This is a genomic window from Streptomyces sp. NBC_00539 (assembly GCF_036346105.1).
GTDB lineage: Bacteria > Actinomycetota > Actinomycetes > Streptomycetales > Streptomycetaceae > Streptomyces.
Genome location: NZ_CP107811.1, coordinates 1,363,504 through 1,377,848, shown reverse-complemented (window position 1 = coordinate 1,377,848; position 14,345 = coordinate 1,363,504). Strand labels below are relative to the sequence as shown.

The 14,345-nt window shown below is 72.5% G+C and carries 13 protein-coding genes; 7 read left to right on the top strand and 6 right to left on the bottom strand.

Features of this window, described 5'->3' with window-relative positions:
- Positions 1-71: 71 nt before the first annotated feature.
- Positions 72-524 carry an RNA polymerase sigma factor gene (locus OG861_RS06160; RefSeq protein WP_229873781.1) on the bottom strand — a complete coding sequence of 151 codons (453 nt, stop codon included), beginning with the start codon at positions 522-524 and terminating at the stop codon, positions 72-74.
- 692 nt (positions 525-1,216) lie between these two features.
- On the opposite strand from OG861_RS06160, the gene metG reads away from it, so the two are divergent.
- The 3 genes from metG (at position 1,217) to OG861_RS06145 (ending at position 4,435) form a co-directional block, all read left to right on the top strand.
- Positions 1,217-2,932, top strand: a complete 1,716-nt coding sequence (gene metG / locus OG861_RS06155) for a methionine--tRNA ligase (RefSeq protein ID WP_329199715.1) — start codon at positions 1,217-1,219, stop codon at positions 2,930-2,932.
- 154 nt (positions 2,933-3,086) lie between these two features.
- Positions 3,087-3,620, top strand: coding sequence for a hypothetical protein (locus OG861_RS06150; RefSeq protein WP_329199717.1), 534 nt, complete (start codon positions 3,087-3,089; stop codon positions 3,618-3,620).
- Between the two features lie 38 nt (positions 3,621-3,658).
- Positions 3,659-4,435: a bestrophin-like domain gene (locus OG861_RS06145; protein WP_329199719.1), complete on the top strand. Its 777-nt coding sequence runs from the start codon at positions 3,659-3,661 to the stop codon at positions 4,433-4,435.
- A 64-nt stretch (positions 4,436-4,499) separates the two neighbouring features.
- On the opposite strand, the gene OG861_RS06140 is transcribed toward OG861_RS06145, so the two are convergent.
- The 3 genes from OG861_RS06140 to OG861_RS06130 all read right to left on the bottom strand — a co-directional run bounded on the left by OG861_RS06140 (position 4,500) and on the right by OG861_RS06130 (position 6,969).
- The gene (locus OG861_RS06140) at positions 4,500-5,681 is read right to left on the bottom strand and encodes an MAB_1171c family putative transporter (protein WP_329199721.1); all 1,182 of its coding nucleotides are present in this window, start codon (positions 5,679-5,681) and stop codon (positions 4,500-4,502) included.
- Entirely contained in the window at positions 5,678-6,235 is a 558-nt protein-coding gene (locus tag OG861_RS06135; protein ID WP_329199722.1) for a toxin-antitoxin system, toxin component, read from the bottom strand. Before OG861_RS06135 ends, OG861_RS06140 begins: the two co-directional genes overlap by 4 nt.
- A 65-nt stretch (positions 6,236-6,300) precedes the next feature.
- Complete coding sequence (locus tag OG861_RS06130; RefSeq protein WP_329199723.1) at positions 6,301-6,969, bottom strand: helix-turn-helix domain-containing protein; 669 nt, start codon at positions 6,967-6,969, stop codon at positions 6,301-6,303.
- Between the two features lie 219 nt (positions 6,970-7,188).
- Here OG861_RS06130 and OG861_RS06125 point away from each other — a divergent pair, with 219 nt between their 5' ends.
- The 3 genes from OG861_RS06125 to OG861_RS06115 all read left to right on the top strand — a co-directional run bounded on the left by OG861_RS06125 (position 7,189) and on the right by OG861_RS06115 (position 11,898).
- The gene (locus tag OG861_RS06125) at positions 7,189-8,178 is read left to right on the top strand and encodes a helix-turn-helix domain-containing protein (protein ID WP_329199725.1); all 990 of its coding nucleotides are present in this window, start codon (positions 7,189-7,191) and stop codon (positions 8,176-8,178) included.
- A 240-nt stretch (positions 8,179-8,418) separates the two neighbouring features.
- Positions 8,419-9,768, top strand: coding sequence for a 6-phospho-beta-glucosidase (locus OG861_RS06120; RefSeq protein WP_329202556.1), 1,350 nt, complete (start codon positions 8,419-8,421; stop codon positions 9,766-9,768).
- A 36-nt stretch (positions 9,769-9,804) separates the two neighbouring features.
- A complete protein-coding gene (locus tag OG861_RS06115; RefSeq protein ID WP_330261409.1) occupies positions 9,805-11,898 on the top strand; it encodes an MDR family MFS transporter in 2,094 nt (697 codons plus the stop codon).
- Positions 11,899-11,939: 41 nt separating this feature from the next.
- Here OG861_RS06115 and OG861_RS06110 read toward each other — a convergent pair whose 3' ends face one another.
- Together OG861_RS06110 and OG861_RS06105 are read right to left on the bottom strand one after the other, a co-directional pair.
- Entirely contained in the window at positions 11,940-12,425 is a 486-nt protein-coding gene (locus OG861_RS06110; protein WP_329199729.1) for a nucleotide triphosphate diphosphatase NUDT15, read from the bottom strand.
- Positions 12,422-13,048, bottom strand: coding sequence for a helix-turn-helix domain-containing protein (locus OG861_RS06105; RefSeq protein ID WP_329199731.1), 627 nt, complete (start codon positions 13,046-13,048; stop codon positions 12,422-12,424). Before OG861_RS06105 ends, OG861_RS06110 begins: the two co-directional genes overlap by 4 nt.
- Before the next feature lie 66 nt (positions 13,049-13,114).
- Between OG861_RS06105 and OG861_RS06100 the strand changes: the two genes are divergently transcribed.
- Positions 13,115-14,113, top strand: coding sequence for an NAD(P)/FAD-dependent oxidoreductase (locus tag OG861_RS06100; RefSeq protein WP_330261408.1), 999 nt, complete (start codon positions 13,115-13,117; stop codon positions 14,111-14,113).
- The last annotated feature ends 232 nt before the right edge of the window (positions 14,114-14,345 follow it).

Genomic DNA, 14,345 nt, shown 5'->3' with positions numbered 1-14,345 from the left:
CACGCTCGCCCGGCTCAGGAACTCGGTCAGGGAGCGGGGGGTGCCGTCGCAGTCCCGGCCTTCTCGCGGCCTCATGATTCGGCGGACGCGTCGAGCAGGCGGGCGAGCCGACGGTGGGCCTGCCCGAGCTGCGAACGGACCGTGGCCTCGTCGACGCCCATCACGGCTGCCGCCTCACCGGGGCTGCACTGGAGCCCGTAGCGCAGCAGTACCGCGTCCCGCTGCCGCTCGGCGAGCCGGGAGACGGCCGAGTAGAAGCGGATGGTGTCGGTCAGTACCTCGTACTGGTCGGTGTGGACCTCCTTGAGGGCCGCCTCGAAGGCGCTGATGTCCATCGGTTCGGGGCAGGGCGTGCGGCGGTGCTGGCGGTCGACGATCCGTTGCTTGAGGACGGTCCAGGCGTAGGCGTCGAGGCGGTCCATGTGAAGCATCCGGAGCCACTCGTTCATGATCGAGTCGAAGGTGGCGTCCACCGCGTCCTCGGCGGCCGCGTCGGAGCCGAGCTGAAGATACGCGAAACGCATGTAGGCCGGCCGCCGATTGGTATGGAAGGCCCAATAGGACAGGCGTGCGGGCGGGTCCCACTGGGTCATGGGAGTCGGCTGCCGTCGCCGGCTCGGCAGTCCCACGGCACCCCCGGACTCCTCGGGTCCGCCATCGCTCACCGCTCCACCTCGTCCCCTGAACCCGCTGAAATCCGCCGGAGGCCCTGAACCCTCTTCGCCGTGCCCTGCCCTGCCCCGCCCCCGTACGCCGAGCGTCCTTCGCGGCTCTCGTCTGCCCGGTGTCATTGCCGTCAGCCTGTCAGCGCGGGCGCATTCGGTGGGCGCAGAGAGGAAACCTGGAAGCAAAGCGTTCGGTGACGATCGACTCGTGATCTCCTTCGATCGGGTGACGGCTCAACCAGCGCACACGCATATGCCCCCCGGCGGGCGCTCCCACCCGGCAAAACGCCGTCGACGCCGTGGGACGGCCGGCCGTCCGCCCGCGTCCCACGCTGCGGTCACGGGTCCGGGACGCCGCCGTCGCGCCTGTAACATGACCCCGGCGCGAGGGCCGTGACGCAGAGGTCACTTCCCTCGCTTTTGCGTGACGTCCACCCGTGGAATAACGGGGCGCCGGGCCTATCGGCGGTTCGATACGATGAACAGCATCACAGTCCGTCACGGCCCGTTGTCACCGCACATACCGCACATATGAAATGGAGCATCCGAGGATGGCTCGACACCTGATCACCAGCGCGCTTCCCTACATCAACGGGATCAAGCACCTGGGCAACATGGTCGGGTCGATGCTTCCGGCGGATGTGTACTCCCGGTACCTCCGCCAGCGCGGCCACGACGTCCTCTACATCTGCGCCACCGACGAGCACGGCACCCCGGCCGAACTCGCCGCCAAGGCGGCGGGCCTGTCGGTCGCCGAGTTCTGTGCGCAGGCGCACGACGCCCAGAAGGCGGTCTACGACGGCTTCGAGCTGTCCTTCGACTACTTCGGCCGCAGTTCCTCGCAGCAGAACGCCGAGATCACCCAGCACTTCGCGCGCCGCCTCCAGGAGAACGGCTTCATCGAGGAGCGCGCGATCCGCCAGGTGTACTCCCCGGTCGACGGGCGCTTCCTGCCGGACCGCTACGTCGAGGGCACCTGCCCGCACTGCGGCTACGACAAGGCCCGCGGCGACCAGTGCGAGAACTGCACCCGCGTCCTGGACCCCACGGACCTCATCGAGCCGCGCTCGGCCATCTCCGGCTCCACGGACCTGGAGGTCCGCGAGACCAAGCACCTCTTCCTCCTCCAGTCCAAGCTCCAGCACGAGGTCGAGGCCTGGGTGGCGGAACACGAGGAGGAGTGGCCGCAGCTGGCCTCCTCCATCGCCCGCAAGTGGCTGACCGAGGGCCTACACGACCGCGCGATCACCCGCGACCTCGACTGGGGCGTCCCCGTCCCCGCCGACACCTGGCCCGAGCTCGCCGCGGACGGCAAGGTCTTCTACGTCTGGTTCGACGCGCCGATCGAGTACATCGCCTCCACCAAGGAGTGGGCGGACGCCGACCCGGCGAACCGCGACTACAAGTCCTGGTGGTACGAGGCCGAGGACGTGCGCTACACGCAGTTCATGGCCAAGGACAACGTCCCGTTCCACACGGTGATGTTCCCCGCCACCGAGCTCGGCACCCGCGAGCCGTGGAAGAAGGTCGACTACGTCAAGGCCTTCAACTGGCTGACGTACTACGGCGGCAAGTTCTCCACCTCCCAGAAGCGCGGCGTCTTCACCGACCAGGCGCTGGAGATCCTCCCGGCCGACTTCTGGCGCTACTTCCTCATCGCCAACGCCCCCGAGTCCGACGACTCGTCCTTCACGTGGGAGCACTTCGCCGCCACCGTCAACAAGGACCTCGGCGGCACGCTCGGCAACTTCGTCAACCGTGTGCTGACCTTCTCGCGCAAGAAGTTCGGCGACGAGGTCCCGGCGGGCAGCCCGGCCGGCGAGGTCGAGGCCAAGCTCGGCGAGCAGATCGCCGAGCTGCTGGCCGAGTACGAGGGCCACATGGAGTCCCTCCAGTACCGCAAGGCGGCGGCCGCGCTGCGCGCCCTGTGGTCGGCCGGCAACGCGTACCTCGACGAGAAGGCCCCCTGGCTGGAAGTCAAGACCGACCTGGAGGGCGCGGCGCTCACGCTGCGCACCGCGATGAACCTCATCCACCTCTACTCGGTGGTCTCCGAGCCGTTCATCCCGGCCTCGGCGCGCGCCATGCGCTCCGCGTTCGCGCTCGCCGACGACACGGCCACGTGGGTCACCCCGGAGCAGGCCAGGTCGCTGGACGCGGTCCCGGCGGGTACGCCGTTCACCGTGCCGCCGGTGCTCTTCGCCCGGGTGACCGAGGAGGACCTGGAGTCCTACCGCGAGCGCTTCGGCGGCTCCCCGGAGGCCTGAGGCCGAACGCAGGCATGACAGGGCGCGACCCACCGGGTCGCGCCCTTCGTGTATCCGCCCACGCGTGTCGAAGCCGGGCCGTGATCGTTTCTTCAAGAGCAGCCGCTGTATCCACGGCAGGCTGCTGCCGAAACGGATCGGGAGGACCAGTCGCGTGGTGACCGCTTGGCAGTACGTCGCCGGGGCCGGGATGCTGGGCGCGCTGTGCCCGCTGCACGGCCATGTGGCGGTCGCCGACGACGGCGCGGGCCACGGCGCCCGGGTCGACGTCTGCGTGCCCGCCGGGCACGCGCGGCAGCCTTCCGCACCGAAGGCGCCGACGGTCACCCCGGAGCCTTCGGTACGGGTGACGGCGCCCGGTGAGCGGCGGCCGACCGTGCACCACGCCGGGCAGGCTCCCGGCCTCCCGGCCCGGCCGGAGGCGCCGGGGGAGGGGGCGCAGCCGCCGCCGGTCCGGGCGGCTGCCGGGTCACGGGCGCAGGCGGCGCCGGCCAAGGCTTCCGCCCCGCCCCCGCGCAGGGCCGCCGCCGCACCCGTGACCCGCTTCCACGTGCCGGCGTACCACTCGTCGGCCCTTGAGCGCAGGGGCCCGAACGGCATGTCCACCATGATGCTGATGGTCGTCGTCACGACCCCGGCCGTGCTCGCCGCCGCCGCGCTGCGCCCCCGCTCCAAGAGCGCCCGGTAGCCCTTCCACTTCTGCGACCCTCGAACGGGAGAACCCTCGTGTCCGAATGGCTGGTCCTGGCCATCGCCATGGCGCTCGTCTGCGCCCTCGTCCTCGCCTGCACCCTGCTCCGGCACCGCCGGGTCGCGGAGGACGAGGACACCAGCGAAACCCCCGACGTCATCGAGTACATGACGATGATGGTCGGCGTGGTCTACGCGATCGTGCTGGGCCTGGCCATCGCCGGTGTCTGGGAGGCGCGCGGCTCCGCCGAGGACAGCGTGCGGCGCGAGGCGCAGTCGCTGTACGAGGTCACCCAGCGCGCCGACGTCTACCCGGCCCCGGTGCGCGACCGGATCCGCGGGGAGGTGGACGCGTACGTCTCCCACACCGTGAGCGTCGACTGGCCGCGCCTCACCTCCGGCCAGGCCGCCTCCACGGAGGGCGCGAAGCTGCTCGGCACGCTGCGCTCCGACGTCACCCACCAGAGCCCGGCCACCGAACTCCAGGCGCAGGCCTACCAGCCGCTGCTCGACCACATCGCGGCGGCCGACGACGCCCGGCACTCGCGGATGCAGAGCGACGAGTCCACGCTGCCGGGGGTGGTGTGGTTCGGACTGCTGGTGGGCGGGGTGGTCACGGTCGGGCTGATCTTCACGCTCCAGATCCGGCGTTCGGGCCGGGAGCTGCTGCTGGCGGGGCTGTTCAGCGCGCTGATCGTGTTCCTGCTGTTCATGGTGTGGAGCTTCGACGCGCCGTACGGCCGGGACGGCTCAGATTCGGCCGGGCCGTTCGAGGACCTCTTCCCGGCGGTGACGGTCGCGGCGGCGCGGTAGGCGGTGCGGTAGGCGGCGCGGTAGGTGGTGAGCGGCGCGGCGGGCGGCGGGCCAGGCCCCGGCGTCAGAGTCCCGGTACGGCGGCGGCCTGCCGTCGTGCCGCCGCCACCAGGGGCGAGTGCCGCAAGGCGTGGGAGATGCGTACGAGGTCGCGCGGCCCGTCGGCCGTGACGTGGACCCGCTCCGCTCCGTCCGCGCCGACGGTCCCCCCGGGGGCGGTGGCGCTGGTGCGCACGGCCGCCGCCACCATCGCGGCGTCGGCCACGGCGCGGGCCGTGGCCTCGTCGGCGCCGTCCGCGCGGGCCTGCGCGTAGGCGAGGTCCCGGCGGCGGCGGTCGAAGCAGGGCCCCAGACGCAGGAAGCCGTCGTGGATGTCCGACTCCCGCTGGATCATCCGGATTTCGGCCGGTGACCACCAGGACATGCGGACCGAGGGGGTTCCGGCGGGCGCGGTGCTCTGCATCTCGTGCCAGAGGGTGCCCAGGCGCCGGTACGTCGACCAGGTGCGCCAGCTGTCGGAGAGGTGCTGGCACAGCAGCGGCAGCACGAAGCCGGTGGCGCTGACGAGCGCGCCCATGGAGGCGAGCGGCGGGGCCACGAGGGTGCTGAGGTCGTCCAGGTCGTGGCCGCTCCAGCGGGCGACGACCGCCGACATCTTGGCGGCGTCGTAGGCGAGGCTGAACACGTAGCCGCCGACGATGATGAACAGGCCGGTGCGCAGCCAGCCGCGGACCTGGAGGGCCCAGCGCCAGCACATGGCCGTCATCGTGATCGCGGCCACGTTGTGCGCCAGCAGGTAGGCGGCGATCATCAACCGGATGTACGGGGTGTTGGCGTAGTACGTGTCGAAGTCGCGCAGCCGCTCCACCGGGGCGGAGCCGAGCGCGTACACGACGATGATCGTGCCGATCACCACCGAGTAGCCGGAGATCCAGCGGCGGGAGGTGCGCCGGATCTCCTCGGGCTCGCCACCGCGCCAGTTGAAGATCAGTACCAGGCAGGAGGCGCTGAACGCGGTGATGAGGCAGTACACCAGCGGGGCCGAGAAGTTGGGGACACCGGTCCAGCGGTTGACGGCCGCGATGGTCGGCGGGGCGGCGAAGGTGAACACCGCCCCGGCCAGCGTCAGCAGGGCGCACACCGAACGCAGCAGCGGATCGCGCCAGTCGGCCCGCAGGGCCGGCACCTTGAACGCGACGGAGACCGCCATGGCCACCGCGGGGATGTAGTAGTCCTGTCCGTTCAAAGCTCGTTCCTGTGCCCCCGGTAGCCGAGGGACGTTTCGATCCTGCCCGCGAGCTGGTCCCGTTGCGCCGGAGCGCGGTGACCGCCGGATCCGGCCAGCCAGTTCCGGCACCGGCTGCCGAGCAGCAGCCCGAAGGTCTCCGCCTCCGTCTCCTCCCGGACGTCGGCACGGGTGCGGGCGGCGACGCGGCGGACCGTCTCGCCGATGTCGGCCTCGTCGGCCAGCAGCCGCGCGGCGACGGCGGCGCCGTCGACGTGGTGGCTGCAGTGGCCGGCCTTCATGTGCCACAGTTCGTGACCCAGGATCACCAACTGGTGGTCCGGCGCCGTGCGTTCCTCGATGACGATCAGGTCGCGGTGCGCCAGGTCGAGCCACAGCCCGCTGGCCGTCCCTTCGGGGAACGCGGCCATCCGGAACTCCACCGGTCGGCTCCGTTGTCTGCTCATGCCCTCGCAGAGCGCGGCGTAGAGGTCCACGGGCTCCACGGGGGCGGTCAGCTTGATGCCGGCCACCAGCTCCGCGCACAACCGCCGCTGCTCTCTGCCTATGCTCACCGTTCTCCCCGTCGGCGCGGATCCGGATCAGGACTCAAGGATCAGATCCAGGCTTTTCGACTGGGTCATGATTCGTTCGGTTTGACGCTTTCGAGGAGCATGTCCAGCCATTCGGTCACCTTGTCCCGGTGCTTGTCGCTGGGCAGTTGGGCGGCGCGCCAGGCGATGCCCCGGACACCGTGGTTCTGCAGGAGTCTTGCCAGCGGATCGCCCGCCGAAGCGGCCTCGGCGGGTACGGTTTCGCGCTCGCGTCCGGCGAAGTCCTGGAGCAGCTGCTGCTCGGTGCGCTGGAGGGCGTCGGTGAGGGCGTCGGCGTCGTGGGCGGTGAGGAAGCCGGCGTGCACGCCGAAGAAGCGCTGGATCGCGTCGCAGTGCTCCATCGTGGGCCGCCGGTCGCCGTTGATGAGGGCGCCGGCCTGCTGCCGGGACATGCCGGCTCCGTCCGCGATCTCCTGCTGGGTGTAGCGGCGGCCGTTGGGTTTGACCCGGGTGCGCCGGAGCAGGTCCAGCCGCTGGAGGAAGCGGGTCTGCAGATCGGGTTCGCCGGCCCGCCGGCCGTCAAGCAGGGTTTTGATCACGTCCGTCGGGACACCTGAGGCCTCGGAGAGCCGACGGAGGTCGAATACCTGGTTCACGTCGCGGCCCATCTTGCCCGCGAGTTCGGCGACCCTCGTGACGGTGGCTGCCAGAGACGCGTTGGCCACCGCGACGGGAGCCGGGAAGCCGTCTGTCACCAGTGGTTCTCCTAGATCGCGCGGGGTCAATACGGGCACGGGGTCGGCCCCAGGGAATCTATCCGGTCTCCCCCCGGAGGACCAGAACTTGCCACAGCTGTGGCGGGAATGAGCTGTCTCAAGGCTGGAATTGCCACAATAGTTGACACTCGAATGAAGTCGGTAGCAGGATCGCCACACGGAAATGAAGATCCAGACCGTGAGGAGGGGGAGCTCTCGGTGCCACATCTCGCAGCGGTGGGCCCGTCCGATGGCCTCGCCCGAGCCGGCGAGGAACGCCTGACGGGCGACGACTCGGCCCGTGGCGCAGTGCGGTCGGAGCGACGCAAGGAGCTTTTGCGCCAGCGCCGCGAGGAACTGGGCCTGAGCCAGGAGGACCTCGCCGCACGATTGCGCATCAGCGTGCGCGCGTACGGCAATTGGGAACGCGGTCTGGTAAAGGAATGGACCGACCGCAAACTGCTCGCCCTGGCCGAGGCTTTGGAAATGAGCGAGCGGCAGTGCTTCTGGCTGTTCCGCGTCATGGTCGACCGGGACCCGCCGCCCACCTGGCGGGCCGCCGAGGAGAACCGGCTGCCCGAGGACCCTGCCCAGCGCGACTACCTGTGCGACTACGCGGCCCTCATGGAAGCCGTGCCCTACCCGAGCTTCCTGGTGGACCACCGCTGGGACGTGGCCCTGACCAACTCGGCCTTCGACAAGCTCTTCCAGACGGTGCGCCCGCACCCCACCGCCCTGCCGGACGACAACTTCCTGCGCTTCGTCCTGTTCCACCCGGACGCCGCCGCCGTGCTGGAGGACCACGAACCGGCCTGGTGCGTCCCGCTGCTGGCCCGGTTCGCGACCGCGCTGGCCGCTGCCCCCGACGACGAGGGGCTGCGGAGCATCCGTCAGGAAGTGGCCCGTGACCCGTTCATGGAGGCCGCCTACCGCTACGGCGTCCCGCACTGGCTCAGCACCCACGGCGCCGACGCCGCCGAACAGGACGGGGCGGTGCGCACGGTGCGCCATCCGGATCCCGGCTGGGGTGTGGTGCGCTGCCGGATGGTGGCGGAGTCCAGCCGGATGCTGGACGCGATGGGGCTCACCCGGATCACCCTGATCCTCTCCACGCCGCAGGGCCGGCCGGCCGGACCCGTCGGGCCCGGCCAGGGCTTCGCGCACCAGCAGGGCGCGCGGCTGCGCGCGGTGCCGTCGCTCGGGGACTGACACCGGCGCCCGGGACTGGTACCGGCGCTCGGGGCTGGTACCGGCGCTCGGGGCTGGTACCGGCGCTCGGGCACCGGTGCCGGGGGACCGGTACCGGCCAAAGCCGCGGCCGGGGTGCCCCCGCGGGCACCCCCGGCGGGGGACACTGGAAGCCTTGATCGCGTGCCGCGCCGCGCCGACCCAAGGGGGGTCCCGGCCGCCGTGTCGCCGATCGTGGCACTGGCGAAGGGCGGTAGGGACGTGCGGCTGACCATCCTCGGCGGGGGCGGCTTCCGCGTACCGCTCGTCTACGGGGCACTCCTCGGCGACCGCGCCGAGGGCAGGGTGACCCACGTGACCCTCTACGACGAGGACCCGGCCCGGCTCACCGCCATGGCCCGGGTCCTCGCCGACCAGGCCGCCGGGGTACCGGACGCCCCGTCCGTCGCCGCCACCGACGACCTCGACGAGGCCCTGCGGGGAGCCGACTTCGTCTTCTCCGCCATCCGCGTCGGCGGTCTGGAGGGACGTGCCGCCGACGAGCGGATCGCCCTCGCCGAGGGAGTCCTCGGCCAGGAGACGGTGGGCGCGGGCGGGGTGGCGTACGGCCTGCGCACCGTGCCGGTGGTCCGGGAGATCGCCCGCAGGATCGCCCGCGTCGCCCCGGACGCCTGGGTCATCAACTTCACCAACCCGGCCGGGCTGGTCACCGAGGCGATGGCCGAGGTGCTCGGACACCGGGTCATCGGCATCTGCGACTCCCCGGTGGGCCTCGGCCGGCGCCTCGCGCGCCTCTTGGGGGTCCGGCCCGAGGAGGCGTGGATCGACTACGTCGGCCTGAACCACCTGGGCTGGATCCGGGGCCTGCGCGTGGCGGGCCGGGACGAACTGCCCCGGCTGCTGGCCGACACCAAGGCGCTGGAGTCCTTCGAGGAGGGTCGGCTCTTCGGGCCGCAATGGCTGCGCTCGCTCGGCGCGATCCCGAACGAGTACCTGCACTACTACTACTTCAACCGCGAGACGGTACGCGGTTACCTGGACGCCCGGCAGACCCGCGGCGCCTTCCTGCGCGACCAGCAGCGCGAGTTCTACGCCCGGGCCGGGCAGCCGGGGCAGGCACCCGGGTCGGCGCTGGCCGCCTGGGACCGGACCCGGGCCGAGCGGGAGGCCACGTACATGGCCGAGAACCGGGAGGCGGCCGGCGTGGGCGCGCGCGACGAGAGCGACCTGGAGTCCGGCGGGTACGAGAAGGTGGCGCTCGCCCTGATGCGGGCCATCGCCCGCAACGAGCGGGCCACCCTGATCCTCAACGTGCCCAACGGCTCCACCCTCGGCGTGCTCGACGCGGAGGCGGTCATCGAGGTGCCCTGCCTGGTGGACGCGGGAGGCGCCCACCCGGTGGCCGTCGACCCGCTTCCGCTGCACGCCGTGGGACTGGTGACCTCGGTCAAGGCCGTCGAGCGGGAGGTCCTGGCCGCAGCGGCGAGCGGCTCGCGCGCGGACGCGGTCAAAGCCTTCGCCCTGCACCCGCTGGTGGACTCGGTGACCGTGGCCAGACGGCTCCTCGACGGGTACGCGGCGGAGCACCCGGGCCTGGCCTACCTGCGCTGATCCGGGTTCCGCGTCACCCGCACGGCCCCGTGCCGCATGCGGCCGGGCGGGGGCGCTGTGAGAGTGCGAGGTGTGACCACTGCCCCCGCCGTAGGCGCCGCACCACCCGTGCCCGACCGGCGGCGGCGCAACGTCGTCTTCGGCACGATCATGCTGGGCGTCCTGCTGGCGGCGCTGGACCAGACCATCGTGGGCACCGCGCTGCCGACGATCGTGGCGGACCTCGGCGGCGCGGCCCACATGTCGTGGGTGGTGACCGCCTACCTCCTGGCCGAGACCGTCGCGACGGTCCTGGTCGGCAAGTTCGGCGACCTCTTCGGGCGCAAACTCGTCTTCCAGATCTCGACCGTCGTCTTCATCACCGGCTCGTTCCTGTGCGGACTGTCCGGCAACATGACGATGCTGATCCTGTGGCGGGGCCTCCAGGGCGTCGGTGCGGGCGGCCTGATGGTCACCTCGATGGCCCTGATCGCCGATGTGGTGCCGCTGCGCGAACGCGGCAAGTACCAGGGGGCGATCGGCGCGGTCTTCGGCGTCGCCACCGTCATCGGGCCGCTGCTCGGCGGGCTGTTCACCGACCATCTGAGCTGGCGCTGGGCCTTCTACGTCAACGTCCCGATCGCGATCCTGGTGGTGATCGCCGCGGCCCGGACGATCCCCTCGGTCCGGGCGGCGGGCAGGCCCCGCATCGACTACCCGGGCATCGCGCTGGTCGCGGTCGGCGCGAGCGCCCTGATCCTCGCCACCAGTTGGGGCGGCAACGAGTACGCGTGGGGCTCGGCGGTGATCCTCGGCCTCTTCGCGGGCGGCGCCGCGGCCCTCGCGCTGTTCTGCGTGGTCGAGACGCGGGCCGCCGAACCGATGCTGCCGATGCGGCTGTTCCGCAACCCGGTCTTCTCGGTCTGCTCGGTGCTCAGCTTCGTCGTGGGGTTCGCGATGCTCGGCGCCATGACGTTCCTCCCCACCTACTTGCAGTACGTGGACGGGGATTCGGCCACGGTGTCGGGCGTACGGACCCTGCCGCTGGTCATCGGGCTGCTGATCGCCTCCGTGTTCAGCGGCAACGTCACCTCCAAGACCGGGCACTACCGGATCTTCCCCATCGTGGGCTCCGCGGTGATGGGCGCCGGGCTGTACCTGCTGTCCCTGATGGGGCCCGGCACCGGCGCCTGGCTGGAGTCGCTGTACATGTTCGTCCTCGGCGCCGGCATCGGACTGTGCATGCAGGTCCTGACGATCGCCGTGCAGAACACCGTCGACTACCGCGATCTCGGCACTGCCACCTCCGGCGTCACGTTCTTCCGTACGCTCGGCAGCTGTTTCGGCACGGCGGTCTTCGGCACCATCTACGCGAACACCCTCGCGCCCCGCCTCGCGACGGGCGTGGCACAGGCGGCGCGCGCCACCGGCCTGGACCCGGCCCGGCTGGGCGAGGCCGCCCGCAGCCCGCACGGTGTGCACGGGCTGGACCCGGCCGCCGCCGGGCCGGTCATCGACGCGTACGCGCATGCCCTGCACACGGTGTTCCTGTGGACGGTGCCGGTGGCGGCGCTGGGCTTCGTCGTCGCACTGTTCCTCAAGCAGGTCCGGCTGCGCGACAGCGCCCGGGCGTCGTCCACGGACATGGGCGAGGGCTTCGCCTCACCGGTCACGGCCTCGGGGGACTCGGCCAAGCTGCTGGAGCTGGCGGTCGGCAATCTCGTACGGGGCATGGGCCCCGACACGGCGCGCGCGATCGTGAACGGCAGCGACACCCGGCTGGACATCGCCGGGGCGTGGACGGTGATGCAGGTCGACCTGCTGACCCGGACGGTCGGGCACGCGAGCATCGGCCTCGTCGCGGCCCGTCGGTCGCTGCCGCCGGAGGTGTTGCTGCCGGTCTTCGACCGGATGGTGGAGGAGGGCTACCTGAGCCGCGAGGGCGTCTTCTTCTCGCTCACCCCGGCGGGGGAGCGGGAGGCCGGCGTGATCTCCCTGGCGTGGGCGGACTGGCTGGGCGACCGGCTGGAGCGCGACGGCGGCCGGCCCCGCAGCGCGGCACTGCGCGCGGCGGCGGACGCCATCGCCAAGCGCCTCCTGGCGGAGGACCTGGCGGAGGGCAACTTCGCCCCCCGCCCGGCCCCGGCCTGAGGGCTGTCCCGGGATCCCCGGCGGGCGCGCGGCGCGGGCCCTCAGCGCGCTTCGTGCGGAGTGGCGAGGTAGTCGTGCGAGGGGACGTGGGGGAGCGCCGGGGTGAGGTCGGGACGCCAGGTGCGCAGGACCGCCGCCGAGGGGGCGTAGAGGGCGGAGGGGATCTCGGCCGGGGCGAACCAGGACCAGCGGGCGATCTTGTGGGGCTCGGTCACGGCGGGGGTGCCCTCGGCGGCGTGGGTGACGGCGGCGGCCGTCAGACGGGTCAGGCCGGAGCGTGCGTCGATCTGGACGCCCAGCACCTGGATGTCCCCCGGCGCCGCCCGCAGTGCCGTTTCCTCAGCGAGCTCCCGGGCCGCGGCCTGCTCGAAGCCCTCCCCGGGGTCCACCTTGCCGCCCGGCAGCTCCCAGCGGCCGTCGTGGGCCTGGCCGAGCAGGATCCGGCCGTCTTCGGCGACCACGACGAGGCCGACGCCGACCACCGCGTTGGGCTGCGGGACGGCGCGTTCGGGGCGCTGGTTGCTCATGGGCGTCCTTCCGGGGAGACGGTGGTGGGGCGGGCGCGGACGTGGATCCGCTCGCCCTGGGGGCCGAACAGGCTGAGGAACTCGGCGGGCTGCGGGCCCGCGTTGAAGAAGGCGTGCGGCGTGCGCGTGTCGAACTCGGCGGCCTCGCCCGCCGTGAGGACGAGGTCGTGCGCGCCCAGCAGCAGCCGGACCCGGCCCGACAGTACGTACAGCCACTCGTAGCCCTCGTGGACCTTCGGCTCGGGCAGGGCCTGCGACGGGTCGCTCGGCGGCAGGATCATCTTGAACGCGTGCACCCCGCCGAAGTCGCGGGACAGCGGTACGTAGGTGCAGCCGTGCCGGACGAAGGGGCGCGCGCGGATCCGGGGATCCCCGGTGTCCGGCGCCCCGACGAGGTCGTCCAGCGCCACCCGGTGGGCCCTGGCCAGCGGGAGCAGCAGCTCCAGCGTGGGCCGGCGCTGCCCCGACTCCAGCCGCGACAGCGTGGACATCGAAATGCCGGTGGCCTCGCTGAGCTGTGCCAACGTCGTGCCGCGCCGACGGCGCAGCGCGCGCAGCCGGGGGCCGACGGCGGTGATGACGCCGGCGAGGTCCCGGGCCGGCTCCTGGTCATCGGGGGGCATGCCTCCATTTGCCGGTTCGGCAACCTCATTTGTCAAGCGGGCCGCCTCCGGCGCACGCTCGGCCCCATGGACAAGGTGAGGGCGGGACGGTTCGACGTGGTGGTCGTGGGCGGCGGGACCGCCGGACTGGCGGGGACGCTGACCCTGGCCCGGGCCAGGCGCTCGGTCCTGGTGCTGGACGCGGGCAGCCCGCGCAACGCCCCCGCGGCCCGCCTGCACGGCTACCTCGGACACGACGGCGAGAGCCCGGCCGGACTGCTGGAGCGGGGGCGGGCCGAGGCGGCCGGCTACGGCGCCGAGATCCGCAGCGGGGCGGCCGGGACCGCCATCGCCGCCGACCGGGAGCCCGGCGGGGGGTTCCTGGTCCGCTGCGGTGACGGCTCGGTGGCGCGGGCCAGGCGGCTGCTGGTGGCCACCGGGCTGGTGGACGAGCTGCCGCCCGTGCCGGGTCTGCGGGCCCGGTGGGGGCGGGACGTGCTGCACTGCCCGTACTGCCACGGCTGGGAGGTGCGGGACCTGCCGCTGGCGGTGCTCGCCGCTTCCCGGACCGGGCCGCTCTCCGTGCACCAGGCCCTGCTGTGGCGGCAGTGGAGCGACCGGGTGACGCTGCTGGCCCACACTTGGCGGCCGGGCACCGGGGAGCGGGAGCTGCTCGCCGCGCGGGGGGTCGCTGTGGCCGAGGGGGAGGTGACGGGGCTGGTCGTCGACGCGGACGACCGGCTGAGCGGCGTGCTCCTGGCGGGAGGGGCGGCCGTGCAGCCCTGCCGGGCCCTGGTGGTCGCGCCGCGTTTCACCGCCCGCGCCGGGGTGCTGACCAGCCTCGGGCTGCCCCTGACCACCGTCCAGCGGGACGGGGTGGAACTCGGCACGTGCGTGGCCTCGGACCCGGAGACCGGGGCGACGGCGCTGGCGGGGGTGTGGGCGGCCGGCAACGTCACCGCGCCGACGGAGCAGCTGGCGGGCGCCGCCGCGCAGGGCGTGCGGGCCGCGGCGGCGTTGAACGCCGACCTGGTCGAGGCGGAGACCCGCAGGGCGCTGCGGGCGTACCGGGGGGACTCGGATTGAGCGCAGCCCCCGGCGCACGGCTCCGGCCGTTCGGGACGTATGGCCGTACGGGACGTCGACTCGTTCGGGACGGCTGACGGCTGACGGCTGACGGCTGACGGTTCGAGGCGGCTGCCCGTTCGGAAGGTCTGTCCCCTCGGATACCCGTGGGAAGGAACGGTCTCGCGGGCGGGCTCGCGGGGCCGGATTCGGACAACCGTGCGGGGGTTTCGGTGGGGGCCGGCCCGTGCAG

Excerpts from the sequence above, each read along its gene's own strand:
- OG861_RS06110 (WP_329199729.1), bottom strand. The coding sequence starts at position 12,425 with ATGAGCAACCAGCGCCCCGAACGCGCCGTCCCGCAGCCCAACGCGGTG.
- OG861_RS06160 (WP_229873781.1), bottom strand. The coding sequence starts at position 524 with ATGCGTTTCGCGTATCTTCAGCTCGGCTCCGACGCGGCCGCCGAGGAC.
- metG (WP_329199715.1), top strand. The coding sequence starts at position 1,217 with ATGGCTCGACACCTGATCACCAGCGCGCTTCCCTACATCAACGGGATC.
- OG861_RS06105 (WP_329199731.1), bottom strand. The coding sequence starts at position 13,048 with ATGCCCCCCGATGACCAGGAGCCGGCCCGGGACCTCGCCGGCGTCATC.
- OG861_RS06115 (WP_330261409.1), top strand. The coding sequence starts at position 9,805 with ATGCGGCCGGGCGGGGGCGCTGTGAGAGTGCGAGGTGTGACCACTGCC.
- OG861_RS06100 (WP_330261408.1), top strand. The coding sequence starts at position 13,115 with ATGGACAAGGTGAGGGCGGGACGGTTCGACGTGGTGGTCGTGGGCGGC.